Annotated in this window: 19 protein-coding genes; 7 read left to right on the top strand and 12 right to left on the bottom strand. The window is 66.6% G+C overall.

Annotated elements, in window-relative coordinates:
* Nucleotides 1-15: 15 nt before the first annotated feature.
* Nucleotides 16-1,503: a methyl-accepting chemotaxis protein gene (locus tag METRZ18153_RS0109165; RefSeq protein ID WP_020164453.1), complete on the top strand. Its 1,488-nt coding sequence runs from the start codon at nt 16-18 to the stop codon at nt 1,501-1,503.
* Nucleotides 1,504-1,530: 27 nt separating this feature from the next.
* On the opposite strand, the gene ybiB is transcribed toward METRZ18153_RS0109165, so the two are convergent.
* On the bottom strand, nt 1,531-2,442 hold the full coding sequence (gene ybiB / locus METRZ18153_RS0109170; protein ID WP_020164454.1) for a DNA-binding protein YbiB: 912 nt from the start codon (nt 2,440-2,442) through the stop codon (nt 1,531-1,533).
* A 137-nt stretch (nt 2,443-2,579) separates the two neighbouring features.
* On the opposite strand from ybiB, the gene METRZ18153_RS0109175 reads away from it, so the two are divergent.
* Together METRZ18153_RS0109175 and METRZ18153_RS0109180 are read left to right on the top strand one after the other, a co-directional pair.
* The gene (locus tag METRZ18153_RS0109175) at nt 2,580-3,464 is read left to right on the top strand and encodes an NAD(P)-dependent oxidoreductase (RefSeq protein ID WP_020164455.1); all 885 of its coding nucleotides are present in this window, start codon (nt 2,580-2,582) and stop codon (nt 3,462-3,464) included.
* 10 nt (nt 3,465-3,474) lie between these two features.
* Nucleotides 3,475-4,347, top strand: a complete 873-nt coding sequence (locus tag METRZ18153_RS0109180) for an NAD(P)-dependent oxidoreductase (RefSeq protein WP_020164456.1) — start codon at nt 3,475-3,477, stop codon at nt 4,345-4,347.
* Here the strand turns inward: METRZ18153_RS0109180 and METRZ18153_RS0109185 are convergent, their stop codons facing one another.
* Entirely contained in the window at nt 4,348-5,607 is a 1,260-nt protein-coding gene (locus METRZ18153_RS0109185) for a D-amino acid dehydrogenase (RefSeq protein ID WP_020164457.1), read from the bottom strand.
* A gap of 167 nt (nt 5,608-5,774) precedes the next feature.
* Between METRZ18153_RS0109185 and METRZ18153_RS0109190 the strand changes: the two genes are divergently transcribed.
* Nucleotides 5,775-6,785: a class 1 fructose-bisphosphatase gene (locus tag METRZ18153_RS0109190; protein ID WP_019918468.1), complete on the top strand. Its 1,011-nt coding sequence runs from the start codon at nt 5,775-5,777 to the stop codon at nt 6,783-6,785.
* Here the strand turns inward: METRZ18153_RS0109190 and METRZ18153_RS0109195 are convergent.
* From METRZ18153_RS0109195 to METRZ18153_RS20980, 5 genes are all read right to left on the bottom strand, one after another.
* On the bottom strand, nt 6,773-8,014 hold the full coding sequence (locus tag METRZ18153_RS0109195; protein WP_020164458.1) for a TIGR03862 family flavoprotein: 1,242 nt from the start codon (nt 8,012-8,014) through the stop codon (nt 6,773-6,775). The genes METRZ18153_RS0109190 and METRZ18153_RS0109195 overlap by 13 nt on opposite strands.
* The gene (locus METRZ18153_RS0109200) at nt 8,014-8,661 is read right to left on the bottom strand and encodes a lytic transglycosylase domain-containing protein (RefSeq protein ID WP_020164459.1); all 648 of its coding nucleotides are present in this window, start codon (nt 8,659-8,661) and stop codon (nt 8,014-8,016) included. Before METRZ18153_RS0109200 ends, METRZ18153_RS0109195 begins: the two co-directional genes overlap by 1 nt.
* A complete protein-coding gene (locus METRZ18153_RS0109205; RefSeq protein ID WP_029143662.1) occupies nt 8,661-9,029 on the bottom strand; it encodes a VanZ family protein in 369 nt (122 codons plus the stop codon). Before METRZ18153_RS0109205 ends, METRZ18153_RS0109200 begins: the two co-directional genes overlap by 1 nt.
* Complete coding sequence (locus tag METRZ18153_RS0109210) at nt 9,019-10,353, bottom strand: undecaprenyl-phosphate glucose phosphotransferase (RefSeq protein ID WP_020164461.1); 1,335 nt, start codon at nt 10,351-10,353, stop codon at nt 9,019-9,021. Before METRZ18153_RS0109210 ends, METRZ18153_RS0109205 begins: the two co-directional genes overlap by 11 nt.
* Before the next feature lie 80 nt (nt 10,354-10,433).
* Complete coding sequence (locus tag METRZ18153_RS20980) at nt 10,434-10,616, bottom strand: hypothetical protein (protein WP_198291267.1); 183 nt, start codon at nt 10,614-10,616, stop codon at nt 10,434-10,436.
* On the opposite strand from METRZ18153_RS20980, the gene epsL reads away from it, so the two are divergent.
* Complete coding sequence (epsL, locus tag METRZ18153_RS0109215; RefSeq protein ID WP_232416011.1) at nt 10,609-11,817, top strand: XrtB/PEP-CTERM-associated polysaccharide biosynthesis outer membrane protein EpsL; 1,209 nt, start codon at nt 10,609-10,611, stop codon at nt 11,815-11,817. The two genes, METRZ18153_RS20980 and epsL, sit on opposite strands and share 8 nt — an antisense overlap.
* Nucleotide 11,818: 1 nt before the next feature.
* Here the strand turns inward: epsL and METRZ18153_RS0109220 are convergent, their stop codons facing one another.
* From METRZ18153_RS0109220 to METRZ18153_RS0109240, 5 genes are read right to left on the bottom strand one after another with little or no spacing between them, the layout of a single operon-like run.
* On the bottom strand, nt 11,819-12,358 hold the full coding sequence (locus tag METRZ18153_RS0109220; RefSeq protein ID WP_020164463.1) for an adenine phosphoribosyltransferase: 540 nt from the start codon (nt 12,356-12,358) through the stop codon (nt 11,819-11,821).
* Nucleotides 12,355-13,446 (bottom strand): aminopeptidase, encoded by a 1,092-nt coding sequence (locus tag METRZ18153_RS0109225; RefSeq protein WP_020164464.1) that lies wholly within the window; start codon nt 13,444-13,446, stop codon nt 12,355-12,357. Before METRZ18153_RS0109225 ends, METRZ18153_RS0109220 begins: the two co-directional genes overlap by 4 nt.
* A complete protein-coding gene (gene pabB / locus METRZ18153_RS0109230; RefSeq protein WP_020164465.1) occupies nt 13,421-15,223 on the bottom strand; it encodes an aminodeoxychorismate synthase component I in 1,803 nt (600 codons plus the stop codon). The genes METRZ18153_RS0109225 and pabB overlap by 26 nt, the downstream gene beginning before the upstream one ends.
* Before the next feature lie 40 nt (nt 15,224-15,263).
* Nucleotides 15,264-15,575 (bottom strand): DUF3301 domain-containing protein, encoded by a 312-nt coding sequence (locus tag METRZ18153_RS0109235; RefSeq protein WP_020164466.1) that lies wholly within the window; start codon nt 15,573-15,575, stop codon nt 15,264-15,266.
* A gap of 1 nt (nt 15,576) precedes the next feature.
* Nucleotides 15,577-15,852 (bottom strand): hypothetical protein, encoded by a 276-nt coding sequence (locus METRZ18153_RS0109240; RefSeq protein ID WP_020164467.1) that lies wholly within the window; start codon nt 15,850-15,852, stop codon nt 15,577-15,579.
* Nucleotides 15,853-16,185: 333 nt separating this feature from the next.
* Between METRZ18153_RS0109240 and METRZ18153_RS0109245 the strand changes: the two genes are divergently transcribed.
* Together METRZ18153_RS0109245 and epsE are read left to right on the top strand one after the other, a co-directional pair.
* Nucleotides 16,186-17,130 (top strand): EpsD family peptidyl-prolyl cis-trans isomerase, encoded by a 945-nt coding sequence (locus METRZ18153_RS0109245; protein ID WP_020164468.1) that lies wholly within the window; start codon nt 16,186-16,188, stop codon nt 17,128-17,130.
* Between the two features lie 73 nt (nt 17,131-17,203).
* Nucleotides 17,204-18,007: a polysaccharide export protein EpsE gene (gene epsE / locus METRZ18153_RS0109250; RefSeq protein WP_020164469.1), complete on the top strand. Its 804-nt coding sequence runs from the start codon at nt 17,204-17,206 to the stop codon at nt 18,005-18,007.
* The last annotated feature ends 11 nt before the right edge of the window (nt 18,008-18,018 follow it).

The raw sequence follows: 18,018 nt of genomic DNA on the forward strand, positions 1-18,018 counted from the left end.
CAGGAGACCTTCTCGATGAACGACCACGCGCTTCACGCCTATTACGTCAGCGCCGACCGGGTCATGCTCGGCACCGCGGCCCTTCTGTCCGCGGTGTGCATCGTTCTTGCCGCCATTTCAGGCGGTCTGACCACCGCCCTGCTGGTCGGCGTGCCGGCCTGTCTGGTGCCTTACGCGCTGTTCCGGATGGCACCGGGCTCGCTGGTGTCGCGTATCGGCTTCGCGAGTGCCTTCATGGTGCTGGCCGCGCTGCTGATCCAGCTCACCGGTGGCCTGATCGAGGCGCACTTCAGCATCTTCGTGCTGCTCGCCTTCCTGCTCTATTACCGCGACTGGCGGCCGGTGCTGGTGGCCGCCGGACTGATCGCGGTGCATCACCTGGCGTTCAATGCCATGCAGGCGGCCGGCCTCGGCGTGTTCATCTTCAATGGCGGCGCCAACTTCAACATGGTGCTGGTGCACGCCGCCTTCGTCGTGGCCGAGGCCGGACTGCTGTGCTACATGGCGCTGGGCCTGTCGCGCGAGGCGCTGCAGGCGGCACGCGTCGGCGAAGCGGCCGAGCGCATTGGCGCCGGCGATCTCGCGTCGGCGATTCCGCAGCAGGCGGGCATGCCGCTGCTCGCCGCTATGGAGCAGATGCGGGCGCGGCTGGCGCGCACCGTGAGCCTGCTGGTGACCGAGTCCGCCAGCGCGCAGCGCGTGGCCGACACGATGGTGGCCAATGCCGAGCAGGTGACCGCCTCGACCGGTCAGCAGAGCGAAGCAACCCAGCGCATGGCCTCGGCCGTGCAGCAGCTGACGGCGTCCATCCAGCAGATTGCGCAGAACGCCGAGGAGGCCAGCCAGCGCGTGCGCCGCGGTGGCGCGTCGGCGGACGAGGGGGTGGCGGTGATGCAAACGCTGGCCGACGAGATCCGCCATACCGGCGCGTCCATCCACGAGGTCGAGAACGGCATGCAGCGGATCGGCGCGCAGTTTGAAAGCGTGAAATCCATCGTCGCGCTGATCAAGGAGATCGCCGACCAGACCAATCTGCTGGCCCTGAACGCGGCCATCGAAGCCGCTCGTGCGGGCGAGCATGGGCGCGGCTTTGCGGTCGTGGCGGACGAGGTGCGCAAGCTCGCCGAACGCACCCGCAACGCGACCGAGGACATCGCCCGCACCGTCGAGGCCATGCAGGCGAGCAAGGACGAGGCGCTGCACAGCGTCGCCAGCACGGTCGCCACCGCGCAGCGCGGCGTCGATCGTGTCGGCGAAGTCAGTCAGTCCATCGCCGCGGTGTCGGCGGACATCGAGGCGATGATGGCCATCATCGTCGGCATATCGGAGTCGATGAAGGAACAGTCGCAGGCGGCGACCGAGATCGCAACCGGGGTCGAGCAGGTCGCGGCGCTGGCCGACAGCACGGCCGCGATGGCGGCCGAGGACCGCGCGACGGCGGCGCAGCTGAATGCGATGGCGCAGTCGCTGGTCGACGCAGGCAGCCAGTTCAGAGTGAGCTGAAGCGGGCGACATGCTGCCGCACCGCGCTCAGTTGCAGGCGAGCTGCCGGCAGGCGTCGAGGTGGGCGAGCAGCGGGGCGGGCACGGCGCTGCGTCCTTCCAGCATGTCGCGTATCAGACGGGCGTTCGCTTCCGCCTCGATGCCAGGCTCGGGCTGGGTCAGCGCGCTGCCTTCCTCCGCTTCGCACAGCACCGATTCGACGCCATCGACGAAGCCGATGATCTGCGGTCGGCGCGCCGGATTGGCGTAGGCCTCGCCCTCGGTGCCGCGCATCAGCATCGAGCGGCCACCATCGAGGCGCAGGAACTGCGTCATCTTCTCCAGGTATTCCGGATGCGTCACCGGTACCACGCGTACGCTGCGTCCGGGCATCGGATCGATCATCTTGGTCATCGAGTGGCCCGAATTGCGCACGCCCAGTTGCGGGCGCAGCGACAGCAGGGCATCCAGGCCAGGCAGCAGCTTGTCGACGCCGATGCAGGCGATGCGCTGCGCCGCCAGCAGTTCGCCGGCGTGCGCCGGGCTGTCCGCCATCGGCAGGTCGAGCGCACGCAGCAGCGCGAACGGGTCGGCGCGGGTGTCGAAATCGAAGCGGCCGTGGATCAGCACCGGAGTGCCCTCACGTACCAGCAGCATCGCCAGCAGCGGCATCAGGTTGGGGCGGCGACGGGCGCCGTTGTAGGTCGGCAGTACCACGGTGCGCGCGCCGGCAGGTGCAGCAACATGGGCGATGCGCGTATCGATCGCTGCCTTGAAGCCCAGCAGCTCCTCCAGCGACTCGCTCTTGATCCGCATCGCCAGCACGATGGCGCCCAGCTGCAGCGGCGGCACGCGCCCGTCCAGCATGTCGGCAAACAGTGCCTGCGCGTCCTCGCGCGACAGCGAGCGTGAGCCCTTGGCGCCGCGGCCGATTTCCTTGATCTGTTTCGTGTAGTTCATGGGTACAGGATTATGCCCGCGCCGGAACCCTGTGCCGGCCTGCGTTATATTCGGATTCGTCGCGCCGGAACACCGGCGCCTGCCGCGGGGTCAGAGCCGCTCCGCGCACAGCGACGCATACATATAAGGAGACGGACATGAAAGTAGGTTTCATCGGACTCGGATTGATGGGCCGCCCGATGGCGGGTCATCTGGCCAAGGGCGGTCACAGCCTTCACCTGTGGGCGCGTCGCCCAGAATCGCTCGAACCCTTCCGCGACAGCGGTGCGACCTTTCACTCGACCATTGCCGACGTCGCGCGCGAAGCCGATGTCGTGTTCTCGATGGTGGCCGACGCGCCGGACGTCGAGCAGGTGGCACTCGGCCCGCAGGGTATCGCCGAAGGCGCGGCCGGTCGCACCGACCTGGTCTTCGTCGACATGAGCACCATCGCGCCGGATTCGGCACGCACCATCGCCGCCCAGCTGGCTGCCAAGGGTGTGTCGATGATCGATGCGCCGGTATCCGGCGGTGAGGTTGGCGCCATCAACGCAGCACTCACCATCATGGCCGGTGGCACGCAGGAGGCGTTCGATCGCGTGCTGCCGCTGTTCCAGCTGATGGGCAAGAACGTCACCCGCGTCGGCGACAGCGGCGCCGGCCAGGTGGCCAAGGCCTGCAACCAGATACTGACCGGCGTCGGCGTGCTGGCGCTGGCCGAAGCGTTCGCCTTCGCCGAGAAGAGCGGCGTCGATTCGGCCCGCGTGCGCGAGGCGCTGCTCGGCGGCTTCGCCTACAGCCGCATCCTGGAAAACCACGGTCAGCGCATGCTGGACCGCAATTTCAAGCCGGGCTTCAAGTCGTGGATGCACCAGAAGGATCTGCGCATCGTCATGAACGAAGCGCACCGCATGGGCCTGGCGCTGCCGTCGGCCGCGGCGGCGGCGCAGATGCTTAACGCGATGGTCGGCCAGGGACTGGGCGAGGAGGATTCGATCGCCGTGCTGAAGGTGCTCGAAGGTCTCGGCGGCGTCGAGCGCTGAGGGGCTCGCGATGAAGATCGGCTTCATCGGTCTGGGCGCGATGGGCCGCGCGATGGCGGCCAATCTGCTGCGCGCCGGGCACGAGGTGACCGTGTGGGCGCGTCGCGCCGAATCGATGCAGCCCTTGCTCGACCAGGGCGCGCGACCGTCGGCTTCGCCGGCGGACTGCGCGCGCGGCATGGACGCGGTCTGCTGCATCGTCACCACCGGCGCCGACGTGCGCGAAGTGGCGCTGGGGCCGCGGGGCGTCATCGAGGGCGCTGCACCCGGCTGCGTCTTCATCGATCACAGCACCATTCCGCCGTCGGTGGCGCGCGACATCGCCACGGCACTCAGGGCGCGCGGCATCGACATGCTGGACGCGCCGGTGTCGGGCGGCGAGCGCGGCGCTATCGACGCGACGCTGGCCATCATGGTTGGCGGCGAGGCGGCGGTGTTCGAGCGCATGAAACCGTTGTTTGCGGCCGTCGGTCGCACTCAGGTGCATGTCGGCCCGAACGGGGCGGGGCAGGTGACCAAGGCCTGCAATCAGCTCATCCTGTGCGCCTTCATCGAGGCGGCAGCGGAGGCGGCGCGGCTGGCTGCTGCCAGCGGCGTCGATTTCGGCAAGGTGCGTGAGGCCATGCTGCACGGCTCGGCTTCGTCGCGTGCGCTCGAGCTGTTCGGCGGCAAGATGGCGACGCGCGATTTTTCGGCTGGCGTGCAGTCGCGCCTGCATCACAAGGACATGGGCATCGTGCTCGGCGAGGCGGTCGAACTGGGGTTGGCGATGCCGCTGTCAGCCGCGGTCTGGCAGCAGCTGAACGCGCTGATGGCGCAGGGCGGCGGCACGCTGGATACCTCGGCCCTGCTCACCGTGCTCGAAGGGTCCGGCGCCGCCTGATCAGTGCCGCCTGCCGGTCAGGCAGGGGAAATCGAAAGCCGGATCCTGACCGTCCATCAGTCTGGAAAGCAGCCTGGCCGAACCGCAGGCCAGGGTCCAGCCGAGTGAGCCGTGGCCGGTGTTGTACCAGAGGCCGTTGATCCGGCTGCGGCCGATCAGCGGCACATTGCCCGGCGTACACGGACGCAGGCCGGCCCAGGCCTCGGCCGCGTCGAAATCGCCGGCGTCCGGGCACAGTTCGCGCGCCAGCCGGGTCAGCAACTGCACGCGCTCCGGTTCTATCGTCACCGTCAGTCCGCCCAGTTCGGCCATGCCGGCCACGCGCACGCGGTCGCCGAGGCGCGACAGCACGATGCGGTGTTCCTCGTCGGTCAGGCTGGTGCGTGGCGCATCCGGTCCGGCCGGGAAGGTGATCGAATAACCCTTGATCGGATACAGAGCAGGCCGCGGGCCGTGCTGCTCGACCAGCTGGCGCGTGTGCGTGCCGAGCGCGCACACCACCTGTTCGCCACGCAGCAGACCGCGCACGCCGCGTGCGTCGCGCACGGCAACACCGCGTACCGTGTTTTCGTGGATGTCCAGCGCCTCGACCGTGATTTCGTAGTGGAAGGTGACACCGGCGTCGGCGCAGGCGGTGGCGAGCGCCCGCGTGAAGCGGTGCGCGTCACCGGTTTCGTCGTTCGGTGCGTGCAGGCCACCCACCAGCGTGCGCTGGCTGTTTGCCAGAGCCGGTTCGATGGCGATGCAGCGCGCGGCGTCGCAGCTGTCGACGCGGATGCCGTGCGGCGCCAGCCACTCGGCCCGCGCGCGGGCACGCTCGAATTCACGGCGTTCGGAAAACACGTGCAGGATGCCGCAGGCGGACTGGTCGTACTCCAGCTTCAGTGAATGGCGCAGTGCCTGCAGTTCGGCCTGGCTGCTGACGGCCAGTCGCGCCAGCGCATCGGTGTTGCGACGCATGCGGCCCGGCAGGCATTCGTACAGGAAGGCGCCCATCCATCGCCACTGCCGGTGGTTGGCGGTCGGCGAAAAGCGCACCGGGGCATTCGAATCGAGCAGTCCGCGCAGCCCTATCATCGGCGCCTGCGGTGAGGCCCAGGGCGCGGCGTGACTGACCGAAATCTGCCCGCCGTTGGCGAAACTGGTTTCCATTGCGGGATCAGCCTGCCGGTCGATGACCGACACGGTGTGACCGGCCTGGCGCAGATACCAGGCGGTGGTGATGCCGACGACGCCGGCACCCAGAACGAGGATGTGCATGCGGTTCTAGTTATGGACGACGCTGTGGATGACCGGGGGCGACCGCTGCCGGTTCCGTGCGCAGGGCGCGCTGCCGGCTTTCAAATCGGTCGGACGTGAAATCGTGCGACCCGGATCATGGTGCTGTGCACGATAATGCATTTCCTGCCATTCCGGAGTCGCGACACATGTCCCGCATCACCCTGAGCCAGTTCCTGATCCAGCAACAGCGCGACGGCGAGCGCATCTGCGCCGAGCTGCGCTTCCTGGTCGAAGTCGTCGCCCGCGCGGTCAAGGCGATCGGCAACGCAGTCGGCAAGGGCGGTCTGACCAATTCGCTCGGCGAGGCCGGCGGCGAGAACGTACAGGGCGAGGTGCAGAAGAAGCTGGACGTGATCGCCAACGAAATCCTGCTCGAAGCGAACGAGTGGGGCGGTCATCTGGCCGCGATGGCGTCGGAGGAGATGGATCTGCCGCACCAGATCCCTAACCGTTACCCGAAGGGCGAATTCCTGCTGCTGTTCGATCCGCTGGATGGCTCGTCGAACATCGACGTGAACATATCGGTCGGCACCATCTTTTCGGTGCTGCGCTGCCCTGAGCTGAATGGCAGCGTCGAGCCGGTCGATGAGAAGGCCTTCCTGCAACCCGGCACCCAGCAGCTGGTGGCCGGCTACGCGGTGTACGGTGCGGCCACCCAGCTGGTGCTGACCGTGGGCAACGGCGTCCACGCGTTCACGCTGGACCGCGAGACCGGCAGTTTCGTCATGACCACCGAAAACATGCGTGTGCCGGAAGACACCAAGGAGTACGCAATCAACGCGTCGAACGCGCGCTGGTGGGAAGCGCCGGTCAAGCGCTACATCGACGAGCTGATCGCCGGCAAGAGCGGTCCGCGCGGCAAGGATTTCAACATGCGCTGGGTCGGTTCGATGGTGGCCGACGTGCACCGCATCCTGACCCGCGGCGGCATCTTCATGTATCCGAAGGACACCAAGGATCCGACCAAGCCCGGCAAGCTGCGTCTGATGTACGAGGCCAATCCGATGGCGATGCTGATCGAGCAGGCGGGCGGCGCGGCCACCACCGGTTACCAGCGCATCCTCGACGTGCAGCCGGAAAAGCTGCACCAGCGTGTGCCGGTCATTCTGGGGTCGAAGAACGAAGTGGAGCGCGTGACCGGCTATCACGCCGTCTGAAGCATGCGCGCGATGCCGGCGGCGGCGACGCGGCCGCTGGCCATGCTGGCGGTGAGCAGGTAGCCGCCGGTCGGCGCTTCCCAGTCCAGCATTTCGCCGGCGCAGAACACGCCAGGCAGCGCCTTCAGCATCAGTCCGTCATCCAGCGCCTCCAGCCGCACGCCACCGGCCGTGCTGATGGCCTCGGCCACCGGCCGGGCGCGCAGCATGCGCAACGGCAGCGCCCTCAGCGTCGCCGCAAGGCGCGCCGGGTCGGCCATCGCCGCCTTGTCCAGCACTTCGTGCACCAGCCCCAGCTTGACGCCGGCCAGACCGAGCCGGCTGGCGAGGTGCGAACTGAGCGAGCGTGAGCCGCGCGGGCGGCGGATTTCGTCGAGCACGCGTGCCGCGTCGTGCGCCGGCAGCAGGTCGAGCGCGATGTCGCAGTGGCCGTCGCGCTCGATCCGTTCGCGCAGGGCGGCGGACAGCGCATAGATCAGGCTGCCTTCGAGGCCGTGCGCGCTGACCAGGCACTCGCCGCGTCGTTCGATCGGCGTCCCGTCCATTCCGTCGAAGCGGATGGCGACGTTCTTCAGCGGTGCGCCGGCGTGGCGCTCGGCAAAGTGCGTGCTCCAGTCGATGTCGAAGCCGCAGTTGGCGGAACGCAATGGCGAGAGGGCGACGCCGCGCGCGTCGAGCAGCGGCATCCAGGCCCCGTCGGAGCCAAGCTGCGGCCAGCTGGCGCCGCCGAGGGCGAGCAGCGTCGCGCGCGCGCCGACCAGCCGCTCGCCGTCCGGCGTGTCGAAGGTCAGCATCCCGGCCTCGTTCCATCCGGTCCAGCGGTGGCGCATGTGAAAGCGCACGTCGGCCGCGCGCAGCCGCGCCAGCCATGCGCGCAGCAGTGGCGCCGCCTTCATGTCGGTCGGAAATACCCGCCCGGAACTGCCGACGAAGGTGGCGATGCCGAGACCCGCGCACCAGTCACGCAGCGCGGCCGCATCGAATTCGGCCAGCCAGTTGCTGACTTCGGCGCTGCGTTCGCGGTAACGCGTAACGAACAGATCGGCGGCTTCGCCGTGCGTCAGATTGAGGCCGCCCTTGCCGGCGAGCAGGAACTTGCGTCCGACCGAGGCCTTGGCGTCGTAAAGATCGACCGCGATGCCACGCGCCGACAGCACCTCGGCCGCCATCAGCCCGGCCGGTCCGCCGCCGACGATGGCGACCTGAACGGCGCTGTGAGGCGGGGGCATCAGTCCGGTGTCTGCACCAGCCGCAGCGCGCTGTCGTCGCTGCGCAGGCGGTAGGGGCTGGGTGGAAGCGGCGGCTCGGGTACTTCGGCGCGCTTCTTCAGCGCCTCGTAGCGGCCGGCGACCTTGGGCACGTAGGCGCGGGTCTCCGCGTACGGCGGCACGCCTCTGTACTTTCTGACCGCGCCGGCGCCGGCGTTGTAGGCGGACAGTACCAGTTCGATGTCGCCGAAATCGTCCAGCAGGTCGCGCAGGTGGCGTGCGCTGGCGCGCAGATTGTCAGCGGGCTTCAACGCATCGGACACGCCGTACATGCGGGCGGTGGAGGGCATCAGCTGGGCCAGACCGAGCGCACCCTTGGGTGAAACGGCGTGCGGGTTGTAGGCCGATTCGGCGTGGACGACGGCGTGCAGCAGTTCGGGTTCGATGCCGCCAGCCTCGGCCGCCGCCTCGATCTGTGCCGAGAAAGGCAGCTTTCCCAGCGCTTCGCGGCGTGCCTGCTTGCGTTCGGCCTCGGAAATTCGCGGCGATTCGGGTTGATGGAGGCGGTAGTCGGCGCCGCCCGGCAGCCGCAGCTGATAGTCCGCGGAATCGCCGGCGTGGGCAACGGGCATCAGCAGTGTCGCGAGCAGCATGACGGGCGTGCGCATCAGCCTTCCTTCGGAGTCAGTCGGGTGGCGAACCAGACCGCCAGCACGATGCCGACGGTGTTGGCGAGCAGATCGTAAAGATCGGCTTCACGCCCCGGCAACATGAGTTGCCGCCACTCATCGTAACAAGCCAGCGCCAGCGCCAGTCCGGCGCACGCATACAGCCAGCGCCGGCCGGTGGCCAGCCACAGTGACAGCGCGATCGCACCGAAGGTGCCGGCGTGCGCGAGCTTGTCCCAGGGCGACGGAATCAGACCGACCGCCAGCGAGGTTTCGCCGAGGCGGATCAGGCTGGCGATCATCGTCAGCGCGAACAGGCCGGCCGCCCACTGCAGATAGGGCTGCAGCCGCACTGCCTCAGTACGCATTGCGGTCGCTGAACACGACGGCAACCGTCTTGACGATGATCCAGAGGTCCAGCCCGAGCGACCAGGTGCGCAGGTATTCGAGGTCGTACTCGATGCGCTTCTGCATCTTGTCCACGGTTTCGGTTTCGCCGCGATAGCCATTCACCTGCGCCCAGCCAGTGATACCCGGCTTGACCTTGTGACGCACCATGTAACCCTTGATCAGCTTGCGGTAGGTTTCGTTGTGCGACACTGCGTGCGGCCGCGGGCCGACGATGCTCATGCGCCCCTGCAGCACGTTGATGAACTGCGGCAGTTCGTCGAGCGAGGTGCGGCGCAGGAAGCCGCCGAAGCGGGTGATGCGCTGGTCGTTGCGGGTGGCCTGCTTCACGACGCCGCCATCCTCCTGCACGGTCATCGAGCGGAACTTGTAGACGACGATTTCCTTGCCATCGAGGCCGTAGCGGCGTTGGCGGAACAGTGCCGGGCCGGGCGAACTCATCTTCACGCCTATCGCGATCGCCAGCAGCAGCGGCGATATCAGCAGCAGGATGATGATGGACAGCACGATGTCGCTGGTGCGCTTGACCAGACCGTTGATGCCGGTGAATGGCGTGTCGCAGACGGCCACCACCGGTACGCCCGCCACATAGTCCATGCGCCCCTGGATCAGGTCGGTCAGGAAAATGTCCGGTGCGAAGAAGATGCTCACCGTCGTATCTTTGAGGTCGTCCAGCAGTGACAGGATGCGCGGCTGGCTGGCCATCGGCAGCGCGAGGTAGATCTGGTCGATGCGGTTCGCCTTCACGTAGGCGGCGAGGTCGCGCAGACGACCGAGCAGCGGCAGGCCGTTCAGCTGGGTGATGCGCTCGGGGGCGCGGTCGTCGAAGTAGCCGACGCAGCGCACGCCAAGGTAAGGATTGGTTTCGAACTGTTCGGCCAGCGACACACCGATGTCGTTGCAGCCGACGATGATGACGCGGGTCTGGTTCGCTTCCTGCGCGGCCGCCCGCTGCAGATAGCCGCGGGCAACGAAGTGGGCGACCAGCTGGGTCAGCGGTGCGGCGACCAGCCAGGACACCACGACCTCGTAGGGGAAGTTCTCGATGTACTGGCTCGCGTAGCCGAAGAACAGCAGGATGAAGGCGATCAGCAGCCAGCTGATCACGGTCTGCCGGATCACCCGACGCGGCCGCATGCTGAGCAGCGACGAGCCGGGGAAGGACAGGGAAAAGACGACGAGCGACAGCACGACGTAGCGCGCATCGACGGTATCGCCGTAATAGAGCGCGCAGGCGATCAGGGACAGGATGAGCGACAGCGGGTCGAGGAACATTTCGACCATGCCGGAAAGGCTCAACGGTGCCCGCAATACGGAAGTGTTACGCTCAAACTTGGCGAGCATCGGGAATGAAACCGGTGAATTCAATGGACTTGGAGATCTGCAGACGACGTGCCGGCTAGAATACCGGAAGCGATTTTGCGCATTTTCACGATTTGCGCGCCGGAAAGAAAAGCGTCACGGCCTGCATTCATACTCTCTTCGATGAACAATAACATTTCAAAATGTTGGCCCGCTGTGCTGTTGTTGCTGACCTTGGTGAGCACGGACAGCGTCCAGGCCGACGAGGACGACGCCTTTTCTCTCGTGACCTCGGCTTCGTGGCAGTATCAGGACAACGTGCTCTATCTGCCGGACGGCCAGCGTCCTCCCGCCGTCTTCGGGTTGAATGCGCCGCGGGGCGATCAGAGCTACGTCGCCTCGGTCGGGCTGAACTTCAACAAGCGTATTGGTCGGCAGCAACTTTCTGCGAGTGCATCGCAGATCATGACGCGGTACAACGATCTCAAAACGTTGGACAACGACGGCCACAACCTCCTTGCCTCCTGGAAGTGGGAACTAGGCAACGATCTGTCCGGACAGTTGCGGTACTCGAACCGGCGTTACATGCAGGGCTTCAACGATTTTCGGTCCCTGACACCCGTCAAGAATCTGGTCGATCTGGAGAACTGGCGCTTCGACGCAACATATAAGCTGGATGCGTTCTGGGCCTTGATCGGCGGAGTTTCAAGGGACAGCTTGCGTAATGGTGTGCCGTCGAGACTGGGCAGTGATTACGACATCGATCGCTACGAACTCGGGGCGCGCTACACAACGCGCGGCGGCACGTCTTTCGAGCTGGTGGGTATCGACACGCAGGGCGACTATCCGAACCGCTTGCCGACCTCAAACGTCACCAACTCCTACTCGCAGAAGAATCTAGAAGCGAGGATACGTTGGCAACCGGTAGGGCATTCGCGCCTCTCGGCGTCAATCGGGCAGGCTAATCGCAAGCACGACAATCTGCCAGAGCGCGACTATGAAGATGTGTACGGCAGAGTGGGGTGGGAGTGGACACCAACCGGCAAATTCGGCGTCAGCTTCCTCGCCGAACGCCAGATCAGTGCGCTTGACGACATCGTGTCGAGTTACTTTCGCACGACGACTTACTCGATCGCGCCCATGTGGCAGGCAACGGGCAAGTTGCGGTTCGACGGGCGTGTCCAGTGGGTTTCCCGAGATGCTTCTGGCGACAGCTTCTTCTCGACGCTCTCTCCAGCGGAGCAGGCGTTCTATCGGGTGTTCTTTGGAATTGATGGCACGGCGCGTCAGGAAGACATCACGACCTACAGTCTTGGCGCCACCTGGGCCATCCAGCGCAATCTGACGGCGAACGCCGAGCTGCGCCACGATTCGCGCGATTCGAACGTTCAGTTCTACCAGTACCGCGTGCGCAGCCTGTCGATGTCGCTGCAATACCTTTTCTGAGTCAGTACCGCAACAGCGCGTGGCTGCCCCAGCCGCGCGCGGCGAGCAGGGCCGAGCCGCCGAGTGCCGGCAGGTCGATCAGGAAGCGGAAGCCGATGAGCTGCCCACCGGCGCGTTCGACCAGTTCGCCGCAGGCCACCGCGGTGCCGCCAGTGGCGATCAGATCGTCCAGCACCAGCACTCGCGCTCCGGTGGCGAAAGCGCCGACGTGCATTTCCAGCCGGTCGCTGCCGTATTCGAGCGCGTAGTCGACGCCCAGTGTCGGACCCGGCAGCTTGCCGGGCTTGCGTACCGGTACCACGCCGGCGCCCAGTCGCTGCGCCAGCGCGCCCGCGAGCAGGAAGCCGCGTGCCTCGATGGCGGCGACGATGTCGACGCTGGCGGGCTCGATGCTGCGTTCAAGTGCGTCCAGTGCCTGCGTCAGGCCGCGCGCGTCGGCCAGCAGCGGTGTGATGTCGCGGAACTGTATGCCCGGCTCGGGAAAATCGGGAATGGTGCGGATCAGCGAGCGCAGCGGAGCGAGGTCGGACGGATGTGTCATGGCGTTTCCTGGAAGGTGGGCAGGCCGAGCCGGGCGCGTCGTTCGTCGCGCGGCAGTGCAGCCAGCTCGCGCATGGTTGCCCATACGGCGGGCATGTCGGGTGAGGCGGCAATCAGTCGCGTGAAGGCCGGTCTGGCTGCAGTGTAGAGGCCGATCGACGCCAGCGTCGCGTTGTTGATGTCCTGTGCGAACCAGCGATCGTAGCCGCGGAAGCCGGCCCAGCGCGTGTCGCGCAGAGCACGATAATCCGCGCCCAGCTCTTCGAGCAGGCGCGCCTTGCCGGCGTGTTTTTCGGAATCCGCCAGATCGCTGCGGTAGAGCGCATCCAGTGCGTCGCGATAGCGGATCACCAGCGCGGCGAAATCGCTGCGCAGCAGCTGCGCCCGTTCGAACCCTTCGCGCAGCCCTTCCTTGCCGGAACGCGCCAGCCAGCGGCGCACGCCTTCCTCTTCCACCGCGCTGGCGAAGGACTCATTGAATTCGGTGTCGTCGCGTACGTAGACGATCTGGTGCGCCAGTTCATGCACGATGAGACGCACCAGCTCGGTCTCCGGATAGTGGATGAAGGTGTTCAGCAGCGGATCGTCGAACCAGCCCAGCGTCGAGTAGGCCGGCACACCGCTCACATGCACATCCAGCCCCTCGCGCGCCAGTGCGTCGGCGTGACGGCGCGCATCGGCTTCGGCGAAGAAGCCGCGATAGCTGACGCAGCCGGCGATCGGGAAGCAGGACTGGCGTGGCTTGACCGACAGGGGCTCGGTGGCGAACACGTTCCAGACGACGAAAGGGCGCCCGAGGTCGGCGTAACGACGGTAGCTGCCGTTGTCGGGCAGGGCCATCTCGCGGCTGGCCCAGTCGCGAATCTCTGCCGCCAGTGCGAGCTTGTCGCGCAGCGCCTGTGGGCTTGCCCCGTCGGCATCGACCTCGGCCAGCGGACGCGCCAGCCGCCACAGCTCGAACTGGCCGTGTGCCGCCTGCCAGTAGTAGCGTGGCGAGAAGCTGCCGTTGCAGCCGCCTAGCAGCAGCGCCAGACCGACGACGAGGCAGCGGTGCCGGAGCCGCTCAGCCCGCCTCGCGGTGTCCGGCATAGGGGTCGGCGTAGGCGGGAACGACGGCGGGGGCCGTGTCCAGCGGCGCGTTGTCGATGGTGACCGGTATCCAGCCGCGTACGCTGTTGATGAACCAGACGGCTTGGGCGCGGCCGAGGTCCTCACAGGTGAGCACGCGTTCCATCAGTTCGCCGCGCTCCACCAGTTCGCGCCTGAGCGTGCCATCTAGCAGGCCGCTGGATACCGGCGGCGTGTAACGGCTGCCATCGATGTCCAGCACCAGATTGCCGCGCGTGAATTCGGTCAGTTCGCCGGCGTCGTTCCACAGCAGCACGTCGAAGGCGCTACCGGCGACCTGCGACAGGTGGGCGTCGTAAATGCCCCGGCGTGTGGTCTTGTGGTAGAGCAGCGGCTCGGCGCGGGACACCGGTGCCGACGCCAGCCTGACCTTGCGCGGGCTGTTGTCGGGCTCGCCGGCAGCGGCGCTCTCGATGCGCAAGCCACCGTCCGCTGCGCACAGCAGGCGCACGCGCAGTCGGCCCTGCGGGTGTGCTGCCGCATGCGCGGCAAGTACCGACGCCGGATCCTGCGGGGAGGCAAAGCCGAAATGGCGCGCCGACGCGGCGAGCCGTGCGAGGTGGCGGTCGAGCAGTTCGTAGCGGCCATCGACCAGCAACAGCGTCTCGAACAGTTCGAAGCCATTGCTGGCGCGTGTCAGGAAGCGGCTCTTGGTCTGCACTTCGGCGTACTCGTCGGCGGCGACCGAATCCCAGGTGATGCCGCCACCCAGACCGCATTCCATTCGCTCGTTCGCCACGTCTAGCGTGACCGTGCGGATGGCGACGTTGAAGCGTGCAGCGCCGCCCGGCGCCACATGGCCGATCGCGCCACAGTAGACCGCGCGCGGCGACTTCTCGAGCTCGGCGATGATGTCCATCGACTTCAGCTTGGGTGCCCCGGTGATCGAGCCGCAGGGGAAGAGCGCCGCGAACACGTCGTCGAGCGTCACCTCGGGGCGCGTCCGTGCGGTGATGGTCGAGGTCATCTGCAACACGGTCGGGTAGTTTTCGATCGAGAACAGGTGCGGCACCTGCACGCCGCCCGGCATCGAAAGCCGCGACAGGTCGTTGCGCAGCAGATCGACAATCATCAGGTTCTCGGCGCGGTTCTTCTCCGAATCGCGCAGCCAGCGCGCCAGTTCGGCGTCCTCTTCCGGCAGCTGACCGCGCCGTGCCGTGCCCTTCATTGGCCGTGTCGTCAGCACGCCGTCCTGCCACGAGAAGAACAGCTCCGGCGAGGCCGACAGGATGCGGTGGGTGCCGATGTCCGCGTAGGCGCAGAACTCGGCCTGCTGCGCCTGCCGCAACTGCTCGTAGTAGGACTGCGCGTCGCCGGAAAAGCGCGCGTGGGCGCGCACCGTGTAGTTCATCTGGTAGGCGTCGCCGCGGCGGATGGCGGCATGGATCGCGTCGATCGCATGCCCATATTCGTCGCGCCCGGTGTCCAGTTCCCACGCCGGCACTTCGAACGGGGCCGGTGCGTCGGGGCCGCAATCGACCGGCGCGTGGTGCAGGCCGAACCACACCAGCGGCACGCCGCATCCGCTGCGCACGCGCGCCGCACGATCGAAGGCGGGCGCCGCCTCATAGGCAACGTAGCCGACCGCATGCAGCCCGCCCTGCGTGGCTTCGGCCACGCGACGGAGGGCAGGGCGGACGGCGTCCACGCTGTCGGCGCGAACCACTTCCAGCGGTTCTCCGAACACGAGGCGGCGTGGCAGTCTGTCCGGGGTCGAGAAGTCGAGTATGAATTTCATGGTGTTACCGGCCGCGGGCCGGTGCAGGCTTGAGCAGTGTTCAGACGACGTGCGGCGCGATGTAGAGCGCGATCACGCGTCGGCCGAGCAGCGTGACAGAGCCGTGGCGGCGGTTGTTCCCGGTGTCGCTGTATTCGAAGGCGTAGGTCCGCTTGATGCGCATCTGTCCCTCCTCGTCGCGGGCGAGCGAGGTCGAGCGGATGGCTACGGTATCATCGAGCAGCTGGGTGCCTTCCGCATTGCAGGCGGCACGGCTGGCTTCCATGCCCGCTTCGCGCGCATTCAGGCTGTCGAGCCAGAACCAGATCAGGCCGCCGATCAGCAGCAGCGACACGAGTTCGAAGGTCGGCATGTCAGTGCTCCGGTTGCGCCATCGGCTGGCGTGCGACGTAACGCGCCAGCTTGCCGTCGATGCGCTCGGCCAGCTGGGTCGCCAGCTGTGCGGGGCTGCGCTCGGGATACAGGCGGGACAGCACCAGCAGCAGACAGAGCAACACGTCGGCGGCTTCGTCGATCGACGCGTCGGCGGGCAGCGTCTTGTGCGGTTTGTAGCCGCGCCGGACCAGCACCGCCTCGGCCAGTTCGCCGGATTCTTCGGTCAGCTTGCACAGCAGCATCAGCGGATCCATCCGCTCGTGGGTAGCGAAAACGGACAGGGCCTCGGCAAAGGCGTCGGGAGAGAAAGACATATGTAAGACGATATGAACCGGGAAGCGTGCCCGATTCTATCGTGTGCAAGAGGGTTGATCGGGGGTAGGTCGGCGCGGCCCGCTTTGTCGGCCGCCGGCCGCGGAGCAAGACGTGGCAAGCCGCCATCGCCGCGTGGCGGGCATGCTGCATTACGGAAACATTTCACGCAACGGCGCTGTAACACGCGCCCGATACTGTTCAGCCTTGGTCAGTTGGGCTATCTTGGCCGACGGCCACATGTCACAAATCAGCAATAATCATTCGGGGAAAACATGCCACATCACGCACGCCGTTCCATCGCCTTGACCGTCATCGCTGCAGCCATCCTGACTGCCTGCGGCGGCGAGGGCGGCGAAAAGAAGACGGCGACCCAGGTTGCCGCAAAGGTTAACGGCGGTGAAGTTTCGGTGCATCAGATCAATCAGGTCATGCAGCGTACCAATGTGGCGAATCCAGAGCAGGCCAAGGCGGCCAGCCGCCAGGTTCTCGAGCGCCTGATCGACCAGGAGCTGCTGGTGCAGCAGGCGGTCGACAAGAAGCTGGACCGCGATCCGAAGACGCTGCAGGCGATCGAGGCTGCGCGTCGCGAAGTGCTTGCCCGCGCCTACCTCGAGCAGGTGTCCAGCGCTGCGGTCAAGCCGACTGACAGTGAAATCAAGGACTACTACAGTCAGCACCCGGAGCTGTTTTCGGAGCGCCGCATCTTCAATCTGCGCGAGCTGGCCATCGCCGCCGGCCCCGACTTCACGCCCAAGCTCGAACAGTTCATGTCGCAGCCGCGCAATCTGCAGCAGATCGCCGAGTGGCTGCGCAGCGAGAACGTGCGCTTCACCGCCAACGCAGTGACCAAGCCGGCGGAGCAGCTGCCACTCGAGATGGTGAAGCGGGTGCACCAGATCAAGGACGGCCAGATCGGCGTGCTCGGCACCTCGAACGGCATTCTGGTGATCGAGGTGGCTGCTTCGCGCAGCGTGCCGGTCGACGAGAACGCCGCACGGCCGGTGATCGAGCAGTTCCTGCTGAACCAGCGCAAGGGCGAACTGGCACAGTCGGAAGTGAAGAAGCTGCGTGAGAGCGGCAAGATCGAGTACATGGGCGAATTCACTGCGCCTGCGCCGGGTGCTGCTGCACCGGCCGCTGCATCTGCCGCACCGGCTGCTGCGCCTGCCGCCGCTACCGAATCGGCGGTGGACAAGGGACTTTCGGGGCTCAAGTAAGCCTCTCTCGGGACGGCGCCGCGCCGACGCACGGCACCGTCCTTTCGGACTGATCAACTGGAAACCCCTCGATATGACGAAGTTCGTACGTCTGCTGCTAGGCCTTTGTTTCGGGATGCTGCTGCTGCCGGCCGCCAGTGCCGCCGATGCACGTGAGTACGTGCTCGGTTCGGGCGACATCATCCGCGTCACCGTGTTCCAGAACCCGGACCTGACTGTCGAGACGCGGGTGACCGAGAACGGCAGCATCACCTATCCGCTGATCGGCGGCGTGACGGTCGGCGGCCTGACGCTGCCGGCGACCGAGAAGCTGATCGCCGACAAGCTGCGCGACGGTGGTTTCGTGCTGAAGCCGCAGGTGAACGTGCTGTTGCTGCAGATCCGCGGCAACCAGGTCTCGGTGCTGGGCATGGTGAATCGCCCGGGCCGTTATCCGATCGAGATCGCCAACACCCGTGTCACCGACATGCTGGCCACTGCCGGTGGTGCGTCGGTCAGCGGCGCCGACATCGTGACGCTGGTCGGCACGCGCAACGACAAGCCCTTCCGCGCGGAGATCGACATTCCGGCCCTGTTCCAGCCGGAAGGCATCAATGCGGACATCCCTGTCATGGGCGGCGACATCCTCTACATCCACCGTGCGCCGGTGTTCTACATCTACGGTGAAGTGAATCGTCCGGGCTCCTACCGCCTCGAGCGCGGCATGACCGTGATGCAGGCACTGGCCCAGGGTGGTGGCATCACGCTGCGCGGCACCGACAAACGCCTCAAGCTGCATCGCCGCAATGCGGCCGGTGTGGTGGAGGCGATCGAGCCTGACATGTCGATGACGCTGCAGAGCGACGATGTCGTCTACGTGCGCGAAAGCCTTTTCTGATCGGATGATTC

It is taken from the genome of Methyloversatilis discipulorum (assembly GCF_000385375.1).
Classification (GTDB): domain Bacteria; phylum Pseudomonadota; class Gammaproteobacteria; order Burkholderiales; family Rhodocyclaceae; genus Methyloversatilis; species Methyloversatilis discipulorum_A.